A 19,512-nucleotide genomic window follows, 5' to 3' on the forward strand; every position below is an offset into this window, starting at 1 on the left:
AGGAATCAGACGTGCTCCTTATTCAAATTTTTTTATTTCAAATCAAACCTATCAGCATCCATTACCTTCACCCATGCTGTAATAAAGTCACGTACAAATTTTTCTTGATTATCGTCTTGTGCATACACTTCAACTATTGCACGAAGAACTGAGTTTGAACCAAATACCAGGTCAAAACGAGATGCAGTACGTACTACTTCTCCTGTTTTACGGTCGTAGCCTTCATATTTGTTAAAGCCTGCTGGTTTCCATTCAATCCCCATGTCAAGCAGGTTTACAAAGAAGTCATTTGTTAAGGTACCATCCCGGTCAGTAAAAACTCCATGTTCTGTACCACCATGGTTTGTGCCGAGGACACGCATGCCGCCAAGCAAGACTGTCATTTCTGGTGCAGTTAAGCCTAGTAGTTGTGCTTTGTCTATCAGCATTTCTTCTGGGCTGATAGAGTATTCTTTTTTCTGGTAGTTACGGAATCCATCAGATACCGGCTCTAATACTTCAAAGTTTTCTACTTCTGTTTGTTCGGTGGTTGCGTCGCCACGACCAGGTGAGAATGGGACCGTTACATCAAAACCTGCATCTTTTGCTGCTTTTTCAATAGCTGCGTTTCCACCCAGTACGATTAAATCAGCAAGGCTGACTTTCTTATCAAACTTGCTTTGAAGGTCCACGTAGACTCCTAGGATTTTTTCTAGTTGTTCAGGTTCATTCGCTTCCCAGTCTTTTTGAGGAGCTAAACGGATGCGTGCACCGTTCGCACCTCCTCTCATATCAGAACCACGATATGTGCTTGCTGAAGCCCAAGCTGTTTTCACGAGTTCGCTTACGGTTAATCCTGTTTTCAGGATTTTTTCTTTTAGGTCAGTGATTTCGGCATCGGAAAGTTCGTAATTGACAGCTGGAATCGGATCCTGCCAAATTAACTCTTCTTTTGGAACCTCTGGACCCCAGTATCTTTCTTTAGGTCCCATGTCGCGGTGAAGTAATTTAAACCATGCACGAGAGAATGCATCCGCAAACTCTTCCGGATTTTCATAAAAACGACGAGAAATTTTTTCATATTCCGGATCCATACGCAAGGCCATATCTGCTGTTGTCATCATCGTTTTTACACGGATGGATGGATCTTCAGCATCAGGAGCCAAATGCTCTTCCTTCATATTGACAGGCGCCCATTGTGAAGCGCTTGCGGGACTCTTAGTCAATTCCCACTCATACCTGAATAACAGATCAAAGTAGCTATTATCCCATTTAGTAGGATTCGTTGTCCATGCACCTTCAACACCACTTGATATCGTATCACGGCCTTTTCCGCTCTTGTATGTGCTCTTCCAGCCAAACCCTTGTGTTTCAAGTGTCGCAGCTTCCGGGTCGTCGCCTACATTAGAAGCATCCCCTGCGCCATGTGCTTTACCAAATGTGTGTCCACCAGCAATAAGCGCCACTGTTTCTTGGTCATTCATCCCCATGCGTTCGAATGTATCTCGAATATCACGGGCACTTCCAAGTGGATCTGGATCTCCGTTTGGACCTTCCGGATTTACATAGATTAGCCCCATCTGTACAGCAGCAAGTGGATTTTCAAGTTCACGGTCACCAGAGTACCTGTTGTCTGCTAACCATTCTTTTTCTGAACCCCAATATACATCTTCCTCAGGATGCCAAATGTCCTCACGTCCTGCACCAAAACCAAACGTTTTCAATCCCATAGATTCAAGTGCCACGTTACCAGTTAACACAAGTAAGTCCGCCCAGGAAATTTTGTTTCCATACTTTTGTTTAATAGGCCATAACAGACGGCGAGCTTTATCAAGATTGACATTATCGGGCCAACTATTTAGAGGTGCAAAGCGCTGTGATCCAGATGAACCACCACCGCGTCCATCAGCCGTTCGATATGTACCTGCAGCATGCCAAGACATACGAATAAAGAATGGACCGTAGTGACCGTAGTCAGCAGGCCACCAATCCTGGCTATCTCTCATCAAAAGATGGAGATCTTTCTTTAGAGCATCATAATCGAGCTTAGAGAATTCTTCTTTATAATTAAAGTCTTCTCCCATTGGGTTGGATTTCTTGTCATGCTGGTGAAGAATGCCCAAGTTCAACTGGTTTGGCCACCAGTCTTTATTCGTTGTACCTCTAGGAGCTGTCGTTGTCGTGATTGCACTATCTTTGTGATGGGTTACAGGACATTGACCTGCAGATGCAGCTGTGTGCTCCTTTTGGTCAGGGTAATTGTTGTTCTCCATTCATCATTCTCCTTTCTATTTTTGGACATTAATCCAAGGTAATATTACATTTTGCCACAAATAGGTGTTAGAATATTTTAGTAATTATCACCATTTATTATAATGGATAGAAAGTTTGATTCAAAGGGTAATGTATTTCATAATGTTTACTATTTAATATTGTTTATCAGACTAATCACCTCATAATAAGTTATTCCACAGAGTCACTTTTAGAAGACAGGTGAAGAACTAATATTATTTTAAATATTAATTTGTGTTGGATTTGATGAAATGATGAAATTCTAACGCGTTTGTCGGGCATTTATGATTAATGGAATGGAACCGGATCATATTGACAATTTCTAGAATATTTCTATAATAATTAATCCATACTGGATATATAATTCTTCAATTTGACAAACTCAATTCATCTTTTATGTATTACTAATGTAGTAAAATAAATATATACAAACATGATTTCAGTTAGTCATTTTTATTTAGATTCCCTTAATCATAATTTTGGATTGTCTTTTATAGAAAATAGGGAGGGCTGCATCATGTATAAACCAGAACGTTTGAAAGTAAGTGTAGTTATTTTTCTACTCTTTATTTTGTTGTTTAGTTTTCCATTTTACAATATGGTTTCAGCAAATGGTCTAACAAAAGATTTTGAATTTGGAACGTGGCAAATGATTGTTGATGGAGAGTCTGGAGAAGGGGCATTTTTTTATCGATTTAATTTCAAAGACGAAGGTAAAGTAACTGTCATCAAACAATATGGTGGAAATAATATTGAAGAAGAAAAAACTTGGCAGCTTCATGAAAACATTCTTAGTATTACTAGTGATAGTGGTGCATTGATTACAGACTTTGATAATATTCCATTTACGGTTACTGAAGACGGTGATCTATTATATAAGAATGGTTTTTATGTAGGCGTTGCCAAAGAACATAATAGCCCATTATCGATATTTCATTGGGTTATGATTTTAGTCGTTTTAATGGGATTGAATGAACTGTTCCGAAAGTCAAAATGGGCAGGAATTATTTTTTATTTTATTTTACCTATTGCGTTATTGCCAATTTGGACAAGTTATGGTGTTACGTATTGGTTTAAGTGGGTAAAAGTATATTCAGTTGTAGGTGCTAGTGTTTGGTTTATATTGATGAGATATACTAAACTAGGTGGTTTAACATCAGCAAAACTTGTAGCTGCTTTATTTTTAGCACTAAATATTGGAGAAGCAGTTATGCAGGATTTTACAATGGGATATTTACCTAACGTTCTAAATGGAATAGCGGGTGTATTATCGATTGCTACTTTGTTTTACGGTTTTAAGGATATATATATTGAAGATACGAAAGAAAGAGATATGCTTTGGACAAAAATGCCTCTTTTATGGATTATAGCTTATGATATTTGGAACTGGGTTTTTGTTTATTTAAATTTCCCTGGCTCAGCATCTGCTCAATTTATGGTGTTGCTTTCATGTACAATACCTGCAATGTTTATAAAACAAGGGACTTGGTTACAAGCTCGGGCATTTACTTTAGCAGCTTGGTTCATGTACTATTTTACATTCCCGAGATTTACAGAGTCTGTAGAGTTACTAGTCCCACGAAACGACTTCTTAATGCTTTCTGTAGCAGTAATTAGTTTAATCGCAAATGCTGCATATGCTTATATTTATGTGAAACGTGTAATGAAATCGAAAAAACAAGGTAAACTTGCGCTTGTATAGATTATGAATTCACCTTTGAAAATATGGTGATGTGCAAAGTACCGCTCTAAAAAGGAGCGGTACTATTTTTCTTTAAATGCAGTAATCTTTAACTCACCATTCTCTAGGCTCATAATTCAGATCCTGGAATAACCGATTCTTTTCTTTTTTTGTTAAATCTCTCCACTGACCTAAAGGGAGATTTCCTAAATGAATATTCATGATTCTAGTTCGCTGTAGTCTGTAAACTTCGTAACCTAAAACTTCACACATTCGGCGTATTTGACGATTTAATCCTTGTGTTAATATAATTTGAAACTCAAACTTCGTTAGCTGTTTAACTTCACAAGGAAGTGTTTTTGTACCTAAAATTTTAACTCCTTCCGACATCTTTTTTAGGAACTCAGGGGTAATGGACTTGTCTACTGAAACTACATATTCCTTTTCGTGTTTATTTTCTACACGTAATATCTCATTTACAATATCTCCATCGTTTGTAAGAAGGATTAAACCATCTGAATCTTTATCAAGTCGCCCGATATTAAAAATTCTTAAAGGGTGATTAACCAGATCAATGATATTCCCTTTTACACCTTTTTCTGTGGTACTTGTAATTCCTGGTGGCTTATTTAGGGCGATATAGACGTTATTCCTAGCAATTCGGATAGGCTCTCCACTTACGACAACCTCATCTCCAGGCTCGACTTGACTGCCTATTTCAGCAACTTTGCCATTGATAGTGACTTTTCTTTCACGAATAAGCTTGTCTGCTCCACGTCTAGATGCTTTTCCAGTTTCACTAATATATTTATTTATACGCATGTTAACGACATCCTTAATTTAGAAAGTTATAGCTTTAAGAATACCCCAAATATCATTCTGTTTTCAAGGTTTCATCAAAATCAAAAACCTTTATTTAAAAATATCCAAATGGTAAAATTGTTGAATATAAAGAGGTAAGAGGTTGATGATAAGAAAGTATGTGTATTATTTGTAATGATGATAACAACTAGGAGTGGGATTCAATGCAAACTGTACAAAAGATTAAACAAATAGGAAAGAGATTCTACTATATGACACCAGTCTCAGAAACGGACCGACCGATTCTAGGGATGATTGTTGGAGATAAGAAGACATTGATGATTGATGCAGGAAACTCAGATGCACATACCCAATATTTTCTAAACGAGCTTTCAAAAAAACAAATATCTAAACCTGATATTGTAGTCATAACTCACTGGCACTGGGATCATATATTTGGTCTTTCGTCATTGACTAACACTGTTTCTATTTCTTCAAAAGAGACAAAAGAGGAGATGGAGAAATTAATTCCTCTCTCATGGTCAGATGAAGCGATTGATCAAAGAGTAAAAGAAGGGACAGAAATTGAATTTTGTGCAAACGCCATAAAAAAAGAGTTCGTAAATCATAGAGATATTACGATTACTTTACCCACTATGACATTTAAAAATAAACTTGAAATAGATCTTGGTGGAGAGAGCTGTGTATTACAACATGTTGGAGGAGATCACGCAGCAGATTCTGTGATAGTGTTTATAAAAGAAGAAAAGGTTTTGTTTCTGGGAGATTGTATTTATCCAGATATCTTTTCAAAGAAAACAAACTATACCATCAAAAGAACATTAGCATTGTTGGAAGTATTGGAAACATTTGAAGCGGAAACCTATGTTTATTCACATGGGACAGCGATCTCGAAAAAAGAGTTCAATCAGGAAGTTCATCTTTTAAGATCATTAGCCAAACATACCGAACTTTACAAAGGTGATAAAGAGAGCATAAAGGATGCATATACAAAACAAATGGAGCGTGAACTGAATGATGAAGAACTTGAAACGATTGAGTTCTTTGTGAATGGTTATCAAATGCAGCAATAATATATAGCTGTGAATTGTAGGGATTCTTAGCAAAATAATAGAATAAATAATATATGAAAATAATGAAGGGGAGGGGTTAAGTTGATTTCTTATGAAGAAGTAATGTCCAAACTTGAAGAGCTTGGAAATGAACAAACCAAAAAAATCTTTAAGAACCATGGAGCGGTCGAACCTTTATTTGGTGTAAAAGTTGGTGACCTAAAAAAACATCTGATGAAAAAAGTGAAAAAGGATAAAGACTTGGCTTTGAAATTATATGAATCTGGTAATAGCGATGCGATGTATTTGGCTGGTTTATCTGTTGACCCGAAACAAATGTCAAAAGAACAACTGCAGCGGTGGGTTGAACATGCTAACTGGTATATGTTAAGCGAATATACAGTTGCACAGGTAGCGGCTGAATCTCCATATGCATTAGAATTAGCTCGAGAGTGGATGTCCTCAGACAGTGAAATGATAGCTACCGCGGGCTGGAGTGTTTATTCTAATTACTTATCCATCACCCCAGACGAACAAATTGATGGGACAGAAGTAAAGAAACTCTTAGAAAAAGTGGAGCATTCTATTCATGAGGAAAGAAATCGTGTTCGTTATGTCATGAATGGGTTTGTTATTTCAGTAGGAGCTTATTATCCACCTCTGACTGAAAAAGCAAAACGTATTGCAGAAGTGATTGGGAAAGTAAAAGTCAATATGGGAAAAACGGCTTGTAAAGTCCCACTTGCTACAGAGTATATTAAAAAAATAGAGAGTAGAGAAGCGATTGGTAAGAAACGAAAATCGTGTATTTGTTAAAACATTTTTTAAACAAAGAAATAGACGATTCGTTAAAAAACCGTTTATATCAAAATAAGAATAGTGTAAAAGCTGGGTGTCTTTAATTTTACAGACTAATCCAGCTTTTTTTCGTATTGGAACAAAACTCCTATTGGATGTTATAAAAACAACACTAAAGTGTCTTTGGGTTTATAGAGAATGAAAGTAAGATAATTATAGTCGTAAAAAAAATGGTGATTTACGATAGGACGTTGATACTTATGAACACTGGAGCTTTGTGTATAAAATTTAAATAGGTATAAGAAAAATATTAACTTTGGAGGTGTATTATGGAAGCGGTTAAACGAAGTGAACATTTAATTGATCCGGAAATACGAGGTATTATAGATGAAATGGGCAGTATGGGTTTAACACCAGAAAATTATTTAGAAGTACGGGAACAAATGAAAGCGTTTTTCTCTTCTGATGTGAAAGAGCATTATGATGTAGAAATAGAAGAAGTTTGGATTGATAATATATTTGATGATTCTAAAGTAAGGTTGGTAATTACAAAACCTCAAAATAAAGTTAAGAAACTAAATCCATTCATTTATTCTATGCATGGCGGTGGTATGATTGTTGGTGGTCCAGAGTTAGATAATGAAACACATGCATTTTTAGCACATCACTATCATTTTATCGGTGTCTCCGTAGACTATCGTTTAGCCCCTGAATTTTCCCAACCAGCTCAATTGCATGATTGTTATTCAGGAATTAAATGGTGTATAGACCACGCTAAAGAATTAAATATTGATACTGAGAAAGTCGCTGTTGCTGGTGTAAGTGCTGGATCTGGATTAGCTGGCGGACTGGCACTATTTATTCGTGATCGTCAGGAATTTAATATTCATCATCTGCGATTATCCGTACCGATGTTAGATGATCGTACGGCTATTAAAGAGGCTCATCCATTTAATGGTGAATACTTTTTCAATCATGCCATCAATTATTTTGGGTGGAAGTCTGTTCTTAAACAAGAACCTGGAACTGAAGGCATTTCAGAATATTATTCCCCCGCTAGAGCAAAGACTTTTAAAGGTTTACCTAACACATATTTATGTGTAGGTTCGATTGAATTATTTGCCGATGAAACGCTTGATTTTGCAAAAAAACTAATGTATGACGGCGTGCCAGTCGAATTGCATTTATACCCTGGCTATCACCATCAAGGCTTATCGGTGCCAGGTGCATATCATGCGAAACGCGAAAACGAGAATAATTTAAATGCATTATTACGTGCATTAAAAATTTAAGAATAATAACATAGAAAATATTAATATAGACTTCTCATAAGTTGTCCAAACTTTTGAGAAGTCTCTTTTTTCAATTTTTGAATTAAGATAATACATTACTCATCTGAATGTAGTTGGTGCTCTGCTAAGTGAATAGCTTACACTTTCATATTGGAAAATCTACACTAAAGTGTCTATGGGTATATAAAGAATAGAAGTAAGATAGTTACAGTCTTAAATGAATCTGCAATAAATTGTAAGAACTCTAATGACTAACAAAAAAGTAGGAGGTATCATTTTGACCAACGTAAGTGAAACTATATATTCGAATGAAAAAGAATTAGATTTAAATAATTTTAAGAGAGGCCCTATCCTAGTAGCCTTGCTTATTGGGGCATTTGTAATGATCTTAAATGAAACGTTACTGAATATTGCTTTTCCTGATCTAATGATTGAATTTAAGATTAGTGCGTCCACCGTTCAATGGTTAGCGACTGCATATATGTTAGTAGTGGGAATTTTAGTACCCGTAACAGCCTTGCTGCAGCAATGGTTTACAACAAGGCAAATGTTTTTTGGAGCTATGACACTATTTGTAATTGGAACGATCGTTTGCTCCATCTCACCTGTTTTTGGAATTTTACTAGTCGGTCGTGTCATACAAGCGTTAGGCACGGGACTCATGATGCCTGTTTTAATGAATACAATATTAATCATATTTCCACCTGATAACCGAGGAGCAGCAATGGGAATGATTGGACTTGTAATCATGTCAGCTCCTGCGATTGGTCCTGCACTTTCTGGTTTAATTATTGATACCTTTAATTGGAGATGGTTATTTTATCTTGTTATTCCTTTAGCCGTATTTTCCATTTTATTTGCAAGTGCTTATTTGAAGAATGTATCTAAGTTAACGAGACCTAAAGTAGATATCATTTCCATCATACTTTCTACAATAGGATTTGGTGGAATTGTTTTTGGATTTAGCAGTGTTGGTGAAGGTTCATGGACTGATCCAATAGTATATTGGAGTATTACTGTAGGAGTCATTGCTTTAATTCTTTTTGTTTGGAAGCAACTACACATGAAAGAGCCTATGTTGAACTTACAAGCATTTAGGTATCCGATGTTTTCACTCGTCATCGTTTTAATGTTAATCATATTGATGAGTTTATTTTCAACGATCATCATGTTACCTTTATTTTTAATTAATATTTTAGGAGTTTCAGCCCTTACAGCAGGCTTAATTTTGATGCCTGGAGGAATTATCAATGGTATCTTAGCACCGATTTCAGGGGTTGTTTTTGATAAATTTGGTCCAAAAGTATTGGTTATACCAGGATTAATCTTGTTTAGTGTATCTATATATTTATTTTCTCAAATTGAATCCACATGGACGAGTGGATATGTTATATTTTTACATGTTTTAATGATGATCTCCATTGCAATGGTCATGATGCCAGCACAGACTACAGGTTTAAATCAGCTACCAAAAAACTTATATGCTCATGGAACAGCAATCATGAATACAATGCAACAAGTATCTGGGGCTATTGGTACTGCTTTGTTTATTAGCATTATGACTTCAGGGGCAACAGATTATATGGAATCATCTTCAGATCCTGCTAATCCAGTTGAATTGATTGAAGCTCAAATTTATGGTTTTCATATTTCATTTTTAGTAGGTGTATTTTTTGGAATCGTTGCACTTGCTTTAGGTATATTTATTAAAAAAACAAAATCACTGTAACCATTCTCGAAGGTAATCTAAATCTGCTTAATTGAAAGAAGGAATCCAGATAACGAGTATGAATTTGAGTATAAAGGAAAATGGGAACAGGCGGAAATCATTGAAGAGTCCATCTATGTAAAAGGAAAGAAATGATTGATTATCAAGTCATTGAAACGCGTCATGGACCAATTATTTCAGAATTGTTCGGCTAAAATAGAAAAAGGGATAGAGAGCAGCCCCTGCTTCAATGTGGTGAGGCAGGGGCTTTCTAAGTACTTATACACCCATTCGCTTACGCTGATTATTTATTTTTTTAGTTTGTTGACTTGTTAGTTTTTGGGTTTGATTTCCTCTGTTTTTTACAGCATTGTTTTGGGAATGGACTTGTTTGGAGTTTTGAAGCTTTTGTTTAATTGCGTCTTGTAAACTTACTTTCTTTTTTGGTTGATCTTTTAATTGATTATCTGATGCTTCATTTACCATGCTGTGTACTCCTTAAGGTTTTCATTCTTTATGATAGTTATATTCAATCTCTTCGTTTTGTTTATTAAAATCTACCTGCAACTGATGTCCTTCAAAATACCATAAGTCGCTTTCTTCTACATAATAGGTCACATTGTCTATTTCCACTGAAGCTCCTATTTTTTCAGGTTTATCGTGGGAAATACCAAGAGAAAAGCTAGTTTGAATCACACTGTGTCCACCATACTTAACAAAAAAATGTACATAATCACCTTGTTGTAATTGGAACTCATCTTTAAAATGATTTGCAGCTATAGGAGTGACTGTCAGATTCATCTTGCATCTCCCTTTCTATTAAATAGTAATTTAATTATGTCAAAGAATAGTTGCAAATGCAATGTAATTAAAGCCTTTTTACTTGGTAATCTATTCAAAAACATATAAATGAAATTGCCATGTGATGGAATAATTTATGGTAATGTAGAAATAGTTTAGTAGAGTTTCATAAATTAAGATTAGGTTTAGAATCTTTCTAATAGGGGGGTAATAACAGTTAAATAACAATTATGAAAGTCTATAAAACTTTTTATCTTTTTTATACTATAGTTGGTATAATTAGGATAAGGAGTTGATAGATTTGAAATATTACTCAATAGGCCAATTTGCAAAGTTAATTGGAAAAACAAAGGATACATTGCGAAATTGGGATAAACAAGGAAAATTTAAGCCTGATCACGTGTCAGTTAGTGGTTATCGATATTATTCTCAAGAACAACTTAATCACTTCTTAGGTATTAAAGGAGAAAAGCAATTAAACAAAAAAGTCATAGGTTATTGTAGAGTGTCCTCCCATAAGCAAAAAGATGATCTTGAAAGACAGATAGAAAACGTAAGAACCTATATGTTAGCAAAAGGTTATCAATTTGAAATCATTTCTGATATTGGCAGTGGGATTAACTACAATAAAAAGGGATTAAATCAACTCATAGATAAGATTACGAATTCAGAAGTAGAGAAAGTAGTCATCCTTTATAAAGATCGTTTAATTCGATTTGGTTTTGAATTAATAGAAAATCTATGTGACAAATATGGAACAACAATTGAAATTATAGATCACACGGAAAAAACCGAAGAACAAGAATTAGTTGAGGATTTAATTCAAATTGTGACTGTGTTTAGTTGCAGACTTCAAGGTAAAAGAGCCAACAAAGCTAAGAAAATGATTAAGGAGTTAGTTGAAGATGATCCTAGCCAAGAAAATTAGAATCAAGCCGAATGAAGAGCAAGAGCAGAAGCTTTGGCAATCCGTTGGTACAGCAAGATTCATCTACAACTGGACATTGGCAAGACAAGAAGAAAACTACAACAACGGTGGGAAGTTTATCTTAGATGGTACGTTGAGGAAAGAACTAACCCAATTAAAGAAAACTGAGTTGCAATGGCTAAATGAAGTGTCAAATAACGTGGCTAAACAAGCTGTTAAAGATGCTTGTAATGCTTATAAACGTTTCTTTAAAGGTCTGGCTGACAAACCAAAGTTTAAGAGCAGACGTAAAAGTAAACCATCGTTTTACAATGACACGGAAAAGTTGAAAGTAAAGCCAATGAAAGTGTTGATCGAAAAGGTAGGATGGGTTAACACAACTGAACAAATTCCGATGGAAGTGAAATACATGAACCCTAGAGTAAGTTTTGACGGAAAGTACTGGTATTTATCCGTTGGAGTGGAAGAAGAACAATCGAAAATTGAATTAACAGATGAAGTTATCGGTGTTGATGTAGGTATTAAAGATTTAGCTGTATGTAGTAATGGAATGACGTTTAAAAATATAAACAAAACAAAAAGAATCAAAAAGATGGAAAAGAAGTTGCGTAGGTTGCAACGCACCCTATCAAAAAAATATGAAATGAATAAGGAGGGAAACCGTTTCGTCAAAACATGCAACATTATAAAACTCGAAAAGAAAATAAAGTTAGTACACCGTAAATTAGCAAATATAAGAAACAATTATTTGCATCAAACAACGAATGAGATCGTGAAAACCAAGCCATCTAAAGTTGTTATGGAAGATTTGAATATTAAAGGCATGATGAAAAACAAACATTTATCCAAAGCGATTGCAAAACAATGTTTACATGAGTTTAAAAAACAAATGGAGTACAAATGTAAGTTTTATGGAATTGAATTAATACTCGCTGATAAATGGTATCCATCTTCTAAGACATGTAGTTGTTGTGGAGAAGTAAAAAAAGACCTTAAACTATCAGATCGTACATACCAATGTAATTCATGTGGTTTGGTGATAGATCGAGACTATAATGCAAGTCTGAATCTATCAAACTATCAACAAATCAGCGTAATATCACTTTAAAAGATATCGTTGATGTGTACCATTCGTTGTATGGGAATTTACGCCCTTGGATGTGTTATATCAAACGAGAGTAGCCATGGCAAAATCGGACACGATGAACAGGGAAATAAACATGACTTTATAGAGTTTTATAAGGTTTTGGCAACGGTTAACTTCATGTGGAATTCAGGATTGAAATGGATGTCTCTAATTATTGGAGTTATGATGGGGGCTGGATTTTCCTCCGGACAAGAGGTGTGGCAATTTTTTGGAGAACAAAGTGAGTTATCTATTTTTTTATTTACTATTATTTTTTCAATCAGTTGTTATGTCGTATTGAATATTAGCTTTGAAGAAAAGACAGGGAATTTTCTACCTGTGTTACATAAGCTTATTGGGAAAAAGTTATCCTCTTTTTATGATGTGTTAATTGTGTTTTACTTGTTTGCTACAACGGTAGTTATGACGGCTGGTGGCGGAGCAGTGTTAGAAGCTTTTCATATTCCATATTGGATTGGTATACTCCTATTTGCCATACTTCTAGCTTTTCAATTTGTGTGGGGTTTCAAAGGATTAATGGTTGTTAATTTTTATATCTTCCCTATTCTTATTCTTGGATTAATCGTTACATTATTTTTATTTATTTTTCGATTAAATGAACCTTTCATTGATCCCATTGGATTGCAACAAAAGTGGTTGTCCGCATTTACCTTTACAGCATTTAATATACTTCCTATCATTGCAGTACTAGCTGTGATCGGAAATAAAATGAAAACTAAAGGTGAGGCAACGATTGCTAGTATTGGAAGTGGAGTAGTGTTAGGATTCATTTGTTTTATTTATAATCAATCCCTTTTAAAGGTACCTGTAGATCTCAACACGTATGAGATTCCTCTGTATGCTATTTTAGATTATCTTCCTAGTATGATGACCATTTTCATGTCACTTTTTCTATTAACAGCTATTTATACAACGGCTGCGTCAGGAATATATGGGTTAACAGCTAGATTAAAAGAGAAGTTTAAAGTATCGATTTGGGTATTCGTTGTGTTGATACTATTATTTATGATTCCCTTAACAGCCTTTGGGTTTTCATCTCTTGTTTCTGTTTTATATCCATTAGCTGGATTTATTAACTTGTGGTTATTGTTATCTATTCTGGTATTTCCTTTACGAATTATGATGAGAAAGAAAAGAGAGTCTCAGTGAACCTTCTATGGAAAATAATGAATTACAAAATGCAAAAACACCATGAAATTGATATGGTGTTTTTTAGTATAGAAGATAATGATTTTAAAAAAATCGAACGAAATATTTATTTGTTACCAATATATAGTGTATATACATGAGGGAGGATGCCGGTGTGGAGGAAGAAAGGGAATACAATGAGCTCATTGATCGTACACTTTCTGGCAATACGCAAGCTTATGCAGAGCTTTACGAAAAAACCATTCAGAATGTGTATAGTAACGTATATTTTTTATTAGATGACAAAGATGATGTGGATGATGTAGTGCAGGATACTTATGTACAGGTGTATTGTTCTCTTCGTAAATATGATAGGGATAGACCGTTTAAGCCATGGATCTTGGGTATTATGATGAGGCAAATCCGTACTTATAGACGTAAAAGATGGATGCATTTTCGTAATGTAAAAAAAGCAGAGGTTTATGCTCAAACAACTGAACATGATTTTTCAAATGAAATCGTTGATAGGCAATTCAACGAGAAACTTCTAAATTCAGTAAATGACTTACCGTATAAACTCAAACAAGTTGTGATCCTTCACTATTTAAATGAATATTCGCAGGAAGAGGTAGCTAGCATTTTAGAAATTCCTCTTGGGACAGTGAAGTCTAGAATTCATGCGGCTTTAAAGAAGCTACGTCAAAAAGGGCAGCACTATGGCGATATTTTAAGAAAAGTGGGGAATGTATGATGAATCTTGAAAACAGATTAAGAGAAGCTCTACAGAATAAAGGGGAGAGCCTGATCCCTAAACCACAATTAAAAACGAAGGTAATGATTGAAATTTCACGGACACATGAGAAAGGAAGTCGTAGAATGAAAAAACGTTTATTAGTTAGCGTTTTAATTGCTCTATTGATTATTCCAACAAGTGCATTTGCTTATCAAACTTTTTTAGCAGATGAATTGTACGGATCATTTGAAAATGTAAAAAAACATATAACAACAGCAACGATGGAAAGTTTTTTACTTTTTAATGCAAAACTATCACAGGCAAAAGGGGATTTAGGAAAAGAAAAATACGATCAGTTTAAGGAAATATTAAGCGTTATAACAGATGCTAAACTTGAGTATTCCAATAAATATGGAAATATTGATTATGACCAGGTACCTCAGGAAGAAATGTTGAAAATTAAAATGGCGTTAATGGAAATTCAGCCCTATTTTGATAAGTTAAATGGACAGCCGTCGACTTACGAAGTATTAACTCCAGAGGAATATGAATTATATATTGAATCACTGATCACTTATGAAAAAATCAAAGCCCAGAGTCAAGCAGATACAAATAAAGGTAGGATAACTATTGAAATGATACCTGAGGATTTACAAGATGAATTCCTAAAAGCAAGAGACTTTATGACTTATGTAAATGAAAAACAACAACAGCAAAGCGTCAATATAAACCAATAATAATAGTGTATTCCTTCCTAATGTTATAGAGGGAAGGGATACATCTAAATTAATTATATTTACAACCACAAAACCTCGCACATTCAGGTAACTGTACAAGATTCTCTCTCACTACTTTATCCGCTAAATCATTCCCAAAGAAAAAACGTGTTAGCTCCTCGGCCTGGTTAATATGATCAAAAGTATAATCAAGTCTAATACATTGATGTGAAAAACCATAATCGTCAACTAAAGCAGTATAATATTTCTTCAAAAAATCTGGAGGTGCAGGAGATGTTACACCCGTACCATGTGTTTCAAATATGATGATTGTTCCATTGCTTCTCAATACTCGTTTCATTTCTTTTATCACTTTATAAATATCTTGCTCCCAATATGGATTGTTTTCACTTCCTAAATAACAAATGCTCCACCCTGCTACGACGAGATCAGCGCTTTGATCTTGAAGAGGGAGTTTTCGAAGATCTGAAACGATTGTTTTCCAATTTGTGAATCCCGCTTTCTTTAGTCTTTTCTTCGTTATATTTAACATTTCTTGAGAAGCGTCAAGTGCAATAATTGATTTTGCTTCCTCTGCTAGTACAGAAGCCAGTCTACCTGTACCTGCTCCAAGATCAACAATATCTAACCCTTTAATAGGTCGTATTTTTTCAATGGTGTACACTAGATTGTTTTGTTTTGATATTAATTTGTAATATGTTTCTGCTTTATGTTTGTAAATTTCAGTATGGTTTGGCATAGTAATAGTCACCTCTTATTTTTGTTTGTTTTTCTAGATTGTAATTGTTTACGTTACGTAAAGGTCAAGAGAGTGTATAATTAAATAAATGTAAAAATTCGGAGGATTGGATATGAACAAGACAGTCATGTTAGCTGGTCATGCAAAACTACCACAGGGGATGGCAGCAAGTGAATTGCATCAAACACTGACGGTTACGATTGAAGCAGATAAAAAATATTGGGTGATTATAGATGCTTCTTGTACATTAGCTACAGGTCATGCACAGCATTTTTTTGGTCAGTTGTTAAAAGGGTATAGTTTGATGGAAGGGACTGAACCGATCATTCATCGAATTGAAAAACACTACTACGGTAAGGCACAGTCTGCACTTATTTCTGCGGTAAAAGATGCTCATAAGCAATATTTATTAATTAATAACAAATCAATGATCTAATCATAACCCTCTAAAAAGAAATTTCACTTATAAGATGCTGAAATAATGAGAATATATATGCATACATATGTGAGAGGACAATGTATATTTAAATGTAAACAAAAAATTAACAAAAAAATGGAGGTCAGAATGGGAGATTGGCATGAGCAAGCAAAACAGACATGGGGTCAGAAGGCGAGCGACTGGAATGAAAGTAGTCAGCATATGTGGGAAGAAGGAAGTCGGAAAACGATCATTCCATTTTTAAAAAAATATATGACAAGAGGAAGTTATATTGCAGATATTGGCTGTGGCGATGGTTATGGCTCTTATAAATTAATGAAAGAAAACTATAAAGTTATTGGCATGGATATTTCTCGGGAAATGATCGAAATTGCCAACAAACGAAGTATAGATGGTCAACTCGCATTTCTTCAAGCAGATGCTGTTAAACTTCCTTTTGCAAATCATACATTTGATGGTTTGATGTCTATAAATTGCATCGAATGGACAGAGCATCCTAGAGAAACGTTATTAGAATTACAAAGAGTTCTAAAGCCCAATGGAATACTATGTATAGGTATTTTAGGGCCTACCGCTCATCCAAGGCAGCATAGCTTCTCAAGATTGAATGGTAAAAATGTGATTTGCAATACAATGATGCCGTGGGAATTTGCTAGGCTGGCTCAAGAAAACGATTGGGAATTACTTGATGGACATGGTGTATATAAAAAAGGGGTTAAAGAAGAATTAGTTAAAGATTTATCAATTGAGTTAAAACAATCCCTTACATTCATGTGGGTGTTTATACTGGTCAATAAAAACCAACGAAAAAAGGATTGACAATTTTTTGAAAAGTAAATAAACTAAACTTAAATTACTTGTAGGAAGGCAGCCCCTTTCAGCATCGGTAATAGGGATTTTAATAAAGGTAGTTTTTAACTGAAAAGTTTATCGGACTTCAAGTCACTGAAGCCGTAAGTAGACTATAGCCAGTTATACCATTTCGTTTTTTTGTTATGGTATAGTTGGCTTTTTTAATTAATTTAGAGGAGGAGATAACGTATGATAAAAGAAAATTTAAAATTATTTATAGGGAAGTATGATACTTTTGAAGTAAAGGAGCACTCTGATCATCGACGTTTGTATCATATTGAAATAAATAATGAACGATTAAATGCCTTTTTTTCAGATAACCAAAATGTAAATGTTCAACAACTTGAATATGTTCCATATATGAGATTGGTTATAGCTCAATCTTTACAAAGTGTGTTAGGAGAATCTTTTTCTAAAACGATTCGCGGAATTTTACATGATCGTAATTCAGGTGGCTTTACGATGGGTATGCAGCAGCAAACACTAGAACATGAACAGTATGTTTTATTTGCAACCGCACTTACGCATTTGTTAGGTGGGGTTAACTTTGATGATATGTCAGGCAAGTACTATGCTCGTTTTACAGTTAAAGATACCGACAATAGTGATTCATATCTACGACAAGCTTATAGACTCTTTACACTTCACACAGATGGGACATTTTTTGAAGAACCTACAGATTGGTTATTGATGATGAAGTTTGCTGAAGAAAATGCAGTAGGCGGGGAATCACGTTTATTGCATTTAGACGATTGGGAAGACTTAGAGAAGTTTTCTACACATCCATTAGCTACATGTCGTATAGAATACAAAGCCCCATCCAGCAAAAATGTGAATAAATCAGTTTACAATCAAACTTTTTATGAGCAAAATGGAAAACCTTGTGTTTGTTTTATCGATCAATTTGCTTATCCAGCAACGTTGGAGCAAGCTGCCTATTTAAAAGATTTTTCTCAATCTATGGAGAATAGTGAATCTACAGTTGCTTTGCCACTTCCAGTAGGTGATTTGGTTATGGTCAATAATACATTCTGGCTTCATGGTAGAGCAGCTTTTGAAAAAAATCCAAAATTACATCGTGAGTTAATGAGAATTAGAGGTTATTTTGCGTTAGTATAAATATTTTTAGGAGGTAATATGGACGATATTACGATCATAGGTGGAGGGATTGTGGGGTTATCTACTGCATATGCTTTAAGCGAGCGATTTCCTCATGCTAGGTTAAGAGTCATAGAAAAAGAAAATCAATGGGCAAAACATCAAACTGGGAATAATAGTGGAGTCATCCATTCAGGAATTTATTATCAACCTGGGAGCTTAAAGGCTAAGTTTGCAAAAGCAGGCAGTCAACAAATGAAAGACTTTTGTGAAAAATATGATATTAACTATGATCCTTGTGGGAAAGTGATTGTGGCAACGAAGGAAGCGGAGCTACCACTCATGAAATACTTATATGATCGTGGAATAGCCAACGGACTGGACATTTCCATGATTGGACCTGATCAATTAAAAGAGGAGGAACCTTATGTTGAGGGTTTACAGGCTATCAAAGTACCACAAGCAGGGATCGTAGATTATAAACAAGTATGTGAAACTTTAGTTTTATTGCTTAAAAACCATGGTGCAGAAATGTTGTTAAATACAGAAGTAATAGATATCCTAGAATATGAGCAAAAAGTAGAAATCATCACTAATGAGAAGGAGTTTAATACAAGTTTTGTTGTAAATTGCGGGGGTCTGCATAGTGATCGACTTACAAAAATGACAGGTTTAAAACCAGACTTGCAAATTGTTCCTTTTCGTGGAGAATATTATGAATTAAAACCTGAGAAACACTACCTGGTAAAAAATTTAATTTATCCTGTTCCTAACCCAGACTTTCCATTTCTAGGCGTTCATTTTACTCGAATGGTGAATGGAGGAGTAGAAGCGGGACCAAATGCGGTGCTTAGCTTAAAAAGAGAAGGTTATCGAAAAACAGATTTCGATTTGAAAGATTTTTCAGAAGTTATGAGATTTAGAGGGTTCTGGAAGCTCGCAGTAAAGTATTGGCAGGAGGGTGCGAAAGAGATGTGGCGCTCCTATAGTAAAAAAGCTTTTGTGAAAAGTTTACAAGAATTAATTCCTTCGATTCAAGAAAATGATTTAGAACCCGCACCTTCTGGAGTTAGAGCGCAAGCATTACAATCCAATGGTAAGTTAGTGGATGATTTTTTTATTGTAAGTGGAAAAAGAAGTATTCATGTGTGTAATGCACCTTCCCCTGCAGCTACTGCTTGTTTTCCAATTGGAAGCAAGATTGCCGTACAAGTACCAGAAGCAGAATCATCTGAAATATTTATGAGCAAGCCATAAATTTAATTAAAAATAAGTAGAAAATTGTA

General features: G+C 34.9%; 19 protein-coding genes and 1 pseudogene. 15 read left to right on the top strand and 5 right to left on the bottom strand.

The window, feature by feature from the left end:
- Positions 1-32 precede the first annotated feature (32 nt).
- Complete coding sequence (katG, locus tag VQL36_RS00855; protein ID WP_349247493.1) at positions 33-2,252, bottom strand: catalase/peroxidase HPI; 2,220 nt, start codon at positions 2,250-2,252, stop codon at positions 33-35.
- Positions 2,253-2,788: 536 nt separating this feature from the next.
- Between katG and VQL36_RS00860 the strand changes: the two genes are divergently transcribed.
- Entirely contained in the window at positions 2,789-3,973 is a 1,185-nt protein-coding gene (locus VQL36_RS00860) for a DUF5692 family protein (protein WP_349247494.1), read from the top strand.
- A gap of 93 nt (positions 3,974-4,066) precedes the next feature.
- On the opposite strand, the gene VQL36_RS00865 is transcribed toward VQL36_RS00860, so the two are convergent.
- Positions 4,067-4,774, bottom strand: coding sequence for a pseudouridine synthase (locus tag VQL36_RS00865; protein WP_349247495.1), 708 nt, complete (start codon positions 4,772-4,774; stop codon positions 4,067-4,069).
- 203 nt (positions 4,775-4,977) lie between these two features.
- Here VQL36_RS00865 and VQL36_RS00870 point away from each other — a divergent pair, with 203 nt between their 5' ends.
- From VQL36_RS00870 to VQL36_RS00890, 5 genes and pseudogenes are all read left to right on the top strand, one after another.
- Positions 4,978-5,847, top strand: a complete 870-nt coding sequence (locus VQL36_RS00870; RefSeq protein ID WP_349247496.1) for an MBL fold metallo-hydrolase — start codon at positions 4,978-4,980, stop codon at positions 5,845-5,847.
- An 84-nt stretch (positions 5,848-5,931) separates the two neighbouring features.
- Positions 5,932-6,642 (top strand): DNA alkylation repair protein, encoded by a 711-nt coding sequence (locus VQL36_RS00875; RefSeq protein WP_349251090.1) that lies wholly within the window; start codon positions 5,932-5,934, stop codon positions 6,640-6,642.
- Between the two features lie 311 nt (positions 6,643-6,953).
- Positions 6,954-7,916, top strand: a complete 963-nt coding sequence (locus tag VQL36_RS00880; protein ID WP_349247497.1) for an alpha/beta hydrolase — start codon at positions 6,954-6,956, stop codon at positions 7,914-7,916.
- 298 nt (positions 7,917-8,214) lie between these two features.
- Positions 8,215-9,645, top strand: a complete 1,431-nt coding sequence (locus tag VQL36_RS00885; protein WP_413789548.1) for a DHA2 family efflux MFS transporter permease subunit — start codon at positions 8,215-8,217, stop codon at positions 9,643-9,645.
- A 30-nt stretch (positions 9,646-9,675) separates the two neighbouring features.
- Positions 9,676-9,827: pseudogene (locus VQL36_RS00890) on the top strand (penicillin acylase family protein); the annotation flags it as partial.
- Positions 9,828-9,903: 76 nt separating this feature from the next.
- Here the strand turns inward: VQL36_RS00890 and VQL36_RS00895 are convergent.
- Positions 9,904-10,110, bottom strand: a complete 207-nt coding sequence (locus tag VQL36_RS00895; protein WP_349247499.1) for a hypothetical protein — start codon at positions 10,108-10,110, stop codon at positions 9,904-9,906.
- 21 nt (positions 10,111-10,131) lie between these two features.
- Positions 10,132-10,425, bottom strand: coding sequence for a HesB/YadR/YfhF family protein (locus tag VQL36_RS00900; RefSeq protein WP_349247500.1), 294 nt, complete (start codon positions 10,423-10,425; stop codon positions 10,132-10,134).
- 301 nt (positions 10,426-10,726) lie between these two features.
- Here VQL36_RS00900 and VQL36_RS00905 point away from each other — a divergent pair, with 301 nt between their 5' ends.
- The 5 genes from VQL36_RS00905 to VQL36_RS00925 all read left to right on the top strand — a co-directional run bounded on the left by VQL36_RS00905 (position 10,727) and on the right by VQL36_RS00925 (position 15,098).
- Positions 10,727-11,353 carry an IS607 family transposase gene (locus tag VQL36_RS00905; RefSeq protein ID WP_349247501.1) on the top strand — a complete coding sequence of 209 codons (627 nt, stop codon included), beginning with the start codon at positions 10,727-10,729 and terminating at the stop codon, positions 11,351-11,353.
- Complete coding sequence (locus VQL36_RS00910; RefSeq protein ID WP_349247502.1) at positions 11,331-12,461, top strand: RNA-guided endonuclease TnpB family protein; 1,131 nt, start codon at positions 11,331-11,333, stop codon at positions 12,459-12,461. Before VQL36_RS00905 ends, VQL36_RS00910 begins: the two co-directional genes overlap by 23 nt.
- A 30-nt stretch (positions 12,462-12,491) precedes the next feature.
- Positions 12,492-13,649: a GerAB/ArcD/ProY family transporter gene (locus tag VQL36_RS00915; protein WP_349247503.1), complete on the top strand. Its 1,158-nt coding sequence runs from the start codon at positions 12,492-12,494 to the stop codon at positions 13,647-13,649.
- 154 nt (positions 13,650-13,803) lie between these two features.
- Positions 13,804-14,379 (top strand): sigma-70 family RNA polymerase sigma factor, encoded by a 576-nt coding sequence (locus VQL36_RS00920; RefSeq protein ID WP_349247504.1) that lies wholly within the window; start codon positions 13,804-13,806, stop codon positions 14,377-14,379.
- Positions 14,379-15,098 carry a DUF3600 domain-containing protein gene (locus VQL36_RS00925; RefSeq protein WP_349247505.1) on the top strand — a complete coding sequence of 240 codons (720 nt, stop codon included), beginning with the start codon at positions 14,379-14,381 and terminating at the stop codon, positions 15,096-15,098. Before VQL36_RS00920 ends, VQL36_RS00925 begins: the two co-directional genes overlap by 1 nt.
- 49 nt (positions 15,099-15,147) lie before the next feature.
- Here the strand turns inward: VQL36_RS00925 and VQL36_RS00930 are convergent, their stop codons facing one another.
- Positions 15,148-15,837, bottom strand: coding sequence for a class I SAM-dependent methyltransferase (locus VQL36_RS00930; protein WP_349247506.1), 690 nt, complete (start codon positions 15,835-15,837; stop codon positions 15,148-15,150).
- A 112-nt stretch (positions 15,838-15,949) separates the two neighbouring features.
- Between VQL36_RS00930 and VQL36_RS00935 the strand changes: the two genes are divergently transcribed.
- The 4 genes from VQL36_RS00935 to lhgO all read left to right on the top strand — a co-directional run bounded on the left by VQL36_RS00935 (position 15,950) and on the right by lhgO (position 19,483).
- Positions 15,950-16,273, top strand: coding sequence for a DUF3870 domain-containing protein (locus VQL36_RS00935; protein WP_349247507.1), 324 nt, complete (start codon positions 15,950-15,952; stop codon positions 16,271-16,273).
- 129 nt (positions 16,274-16,402) lie between these two features.
- The gene (locus VQL36_RS00940; protein WP_349247508.1) at positions 16,403-17,095 is read left to right on the top strand and encodes a class I SAM-dependent methyltransferase; all 693 of its coding nucleotides are present in this window, start codon (positions 16,403-16,405) and stop codon (positions 17,093-17,095) included.
- 222 nt (positions 17,096-17,317) lie between these two features.
- Positions 17,318-18,247, top strand: coding sequence for a glutarate dioxygenase GlaH (gene glaH, locus VQL36_RS00945; RefSeq protein ID WP_349247509.1), 930 nt, complete (start codon positions 17,318-17,320; stop codon positions 18,245-18,247).
- A gap of 18 nt (positions 18,248-18,265) precedes the next feature.
- Positions 18,266-19,483, top strand: coding sequence for an L-2-hydroxyglutarate oxidase (gene lhgO / locus VQL36_RS00950; RefSeq protein WP_349247510.1), 1,218 nt, complete (start codon positions 18,266-18,268; stop codon positions 19,481-19,483).
- The last annotated feature ends 29 nt before the right edge of the window (positions 19,484-19,512 follow it).

The organism is Chengkuizengella sp. SCS-71B, assembly GCF_040100845.1.
In the GTDB taxonomy this organism is placed as follows: Bacteria; Bacillota; Bacilli; order Paenibacillales; family KCTC-33759; genus Chengkuizengella.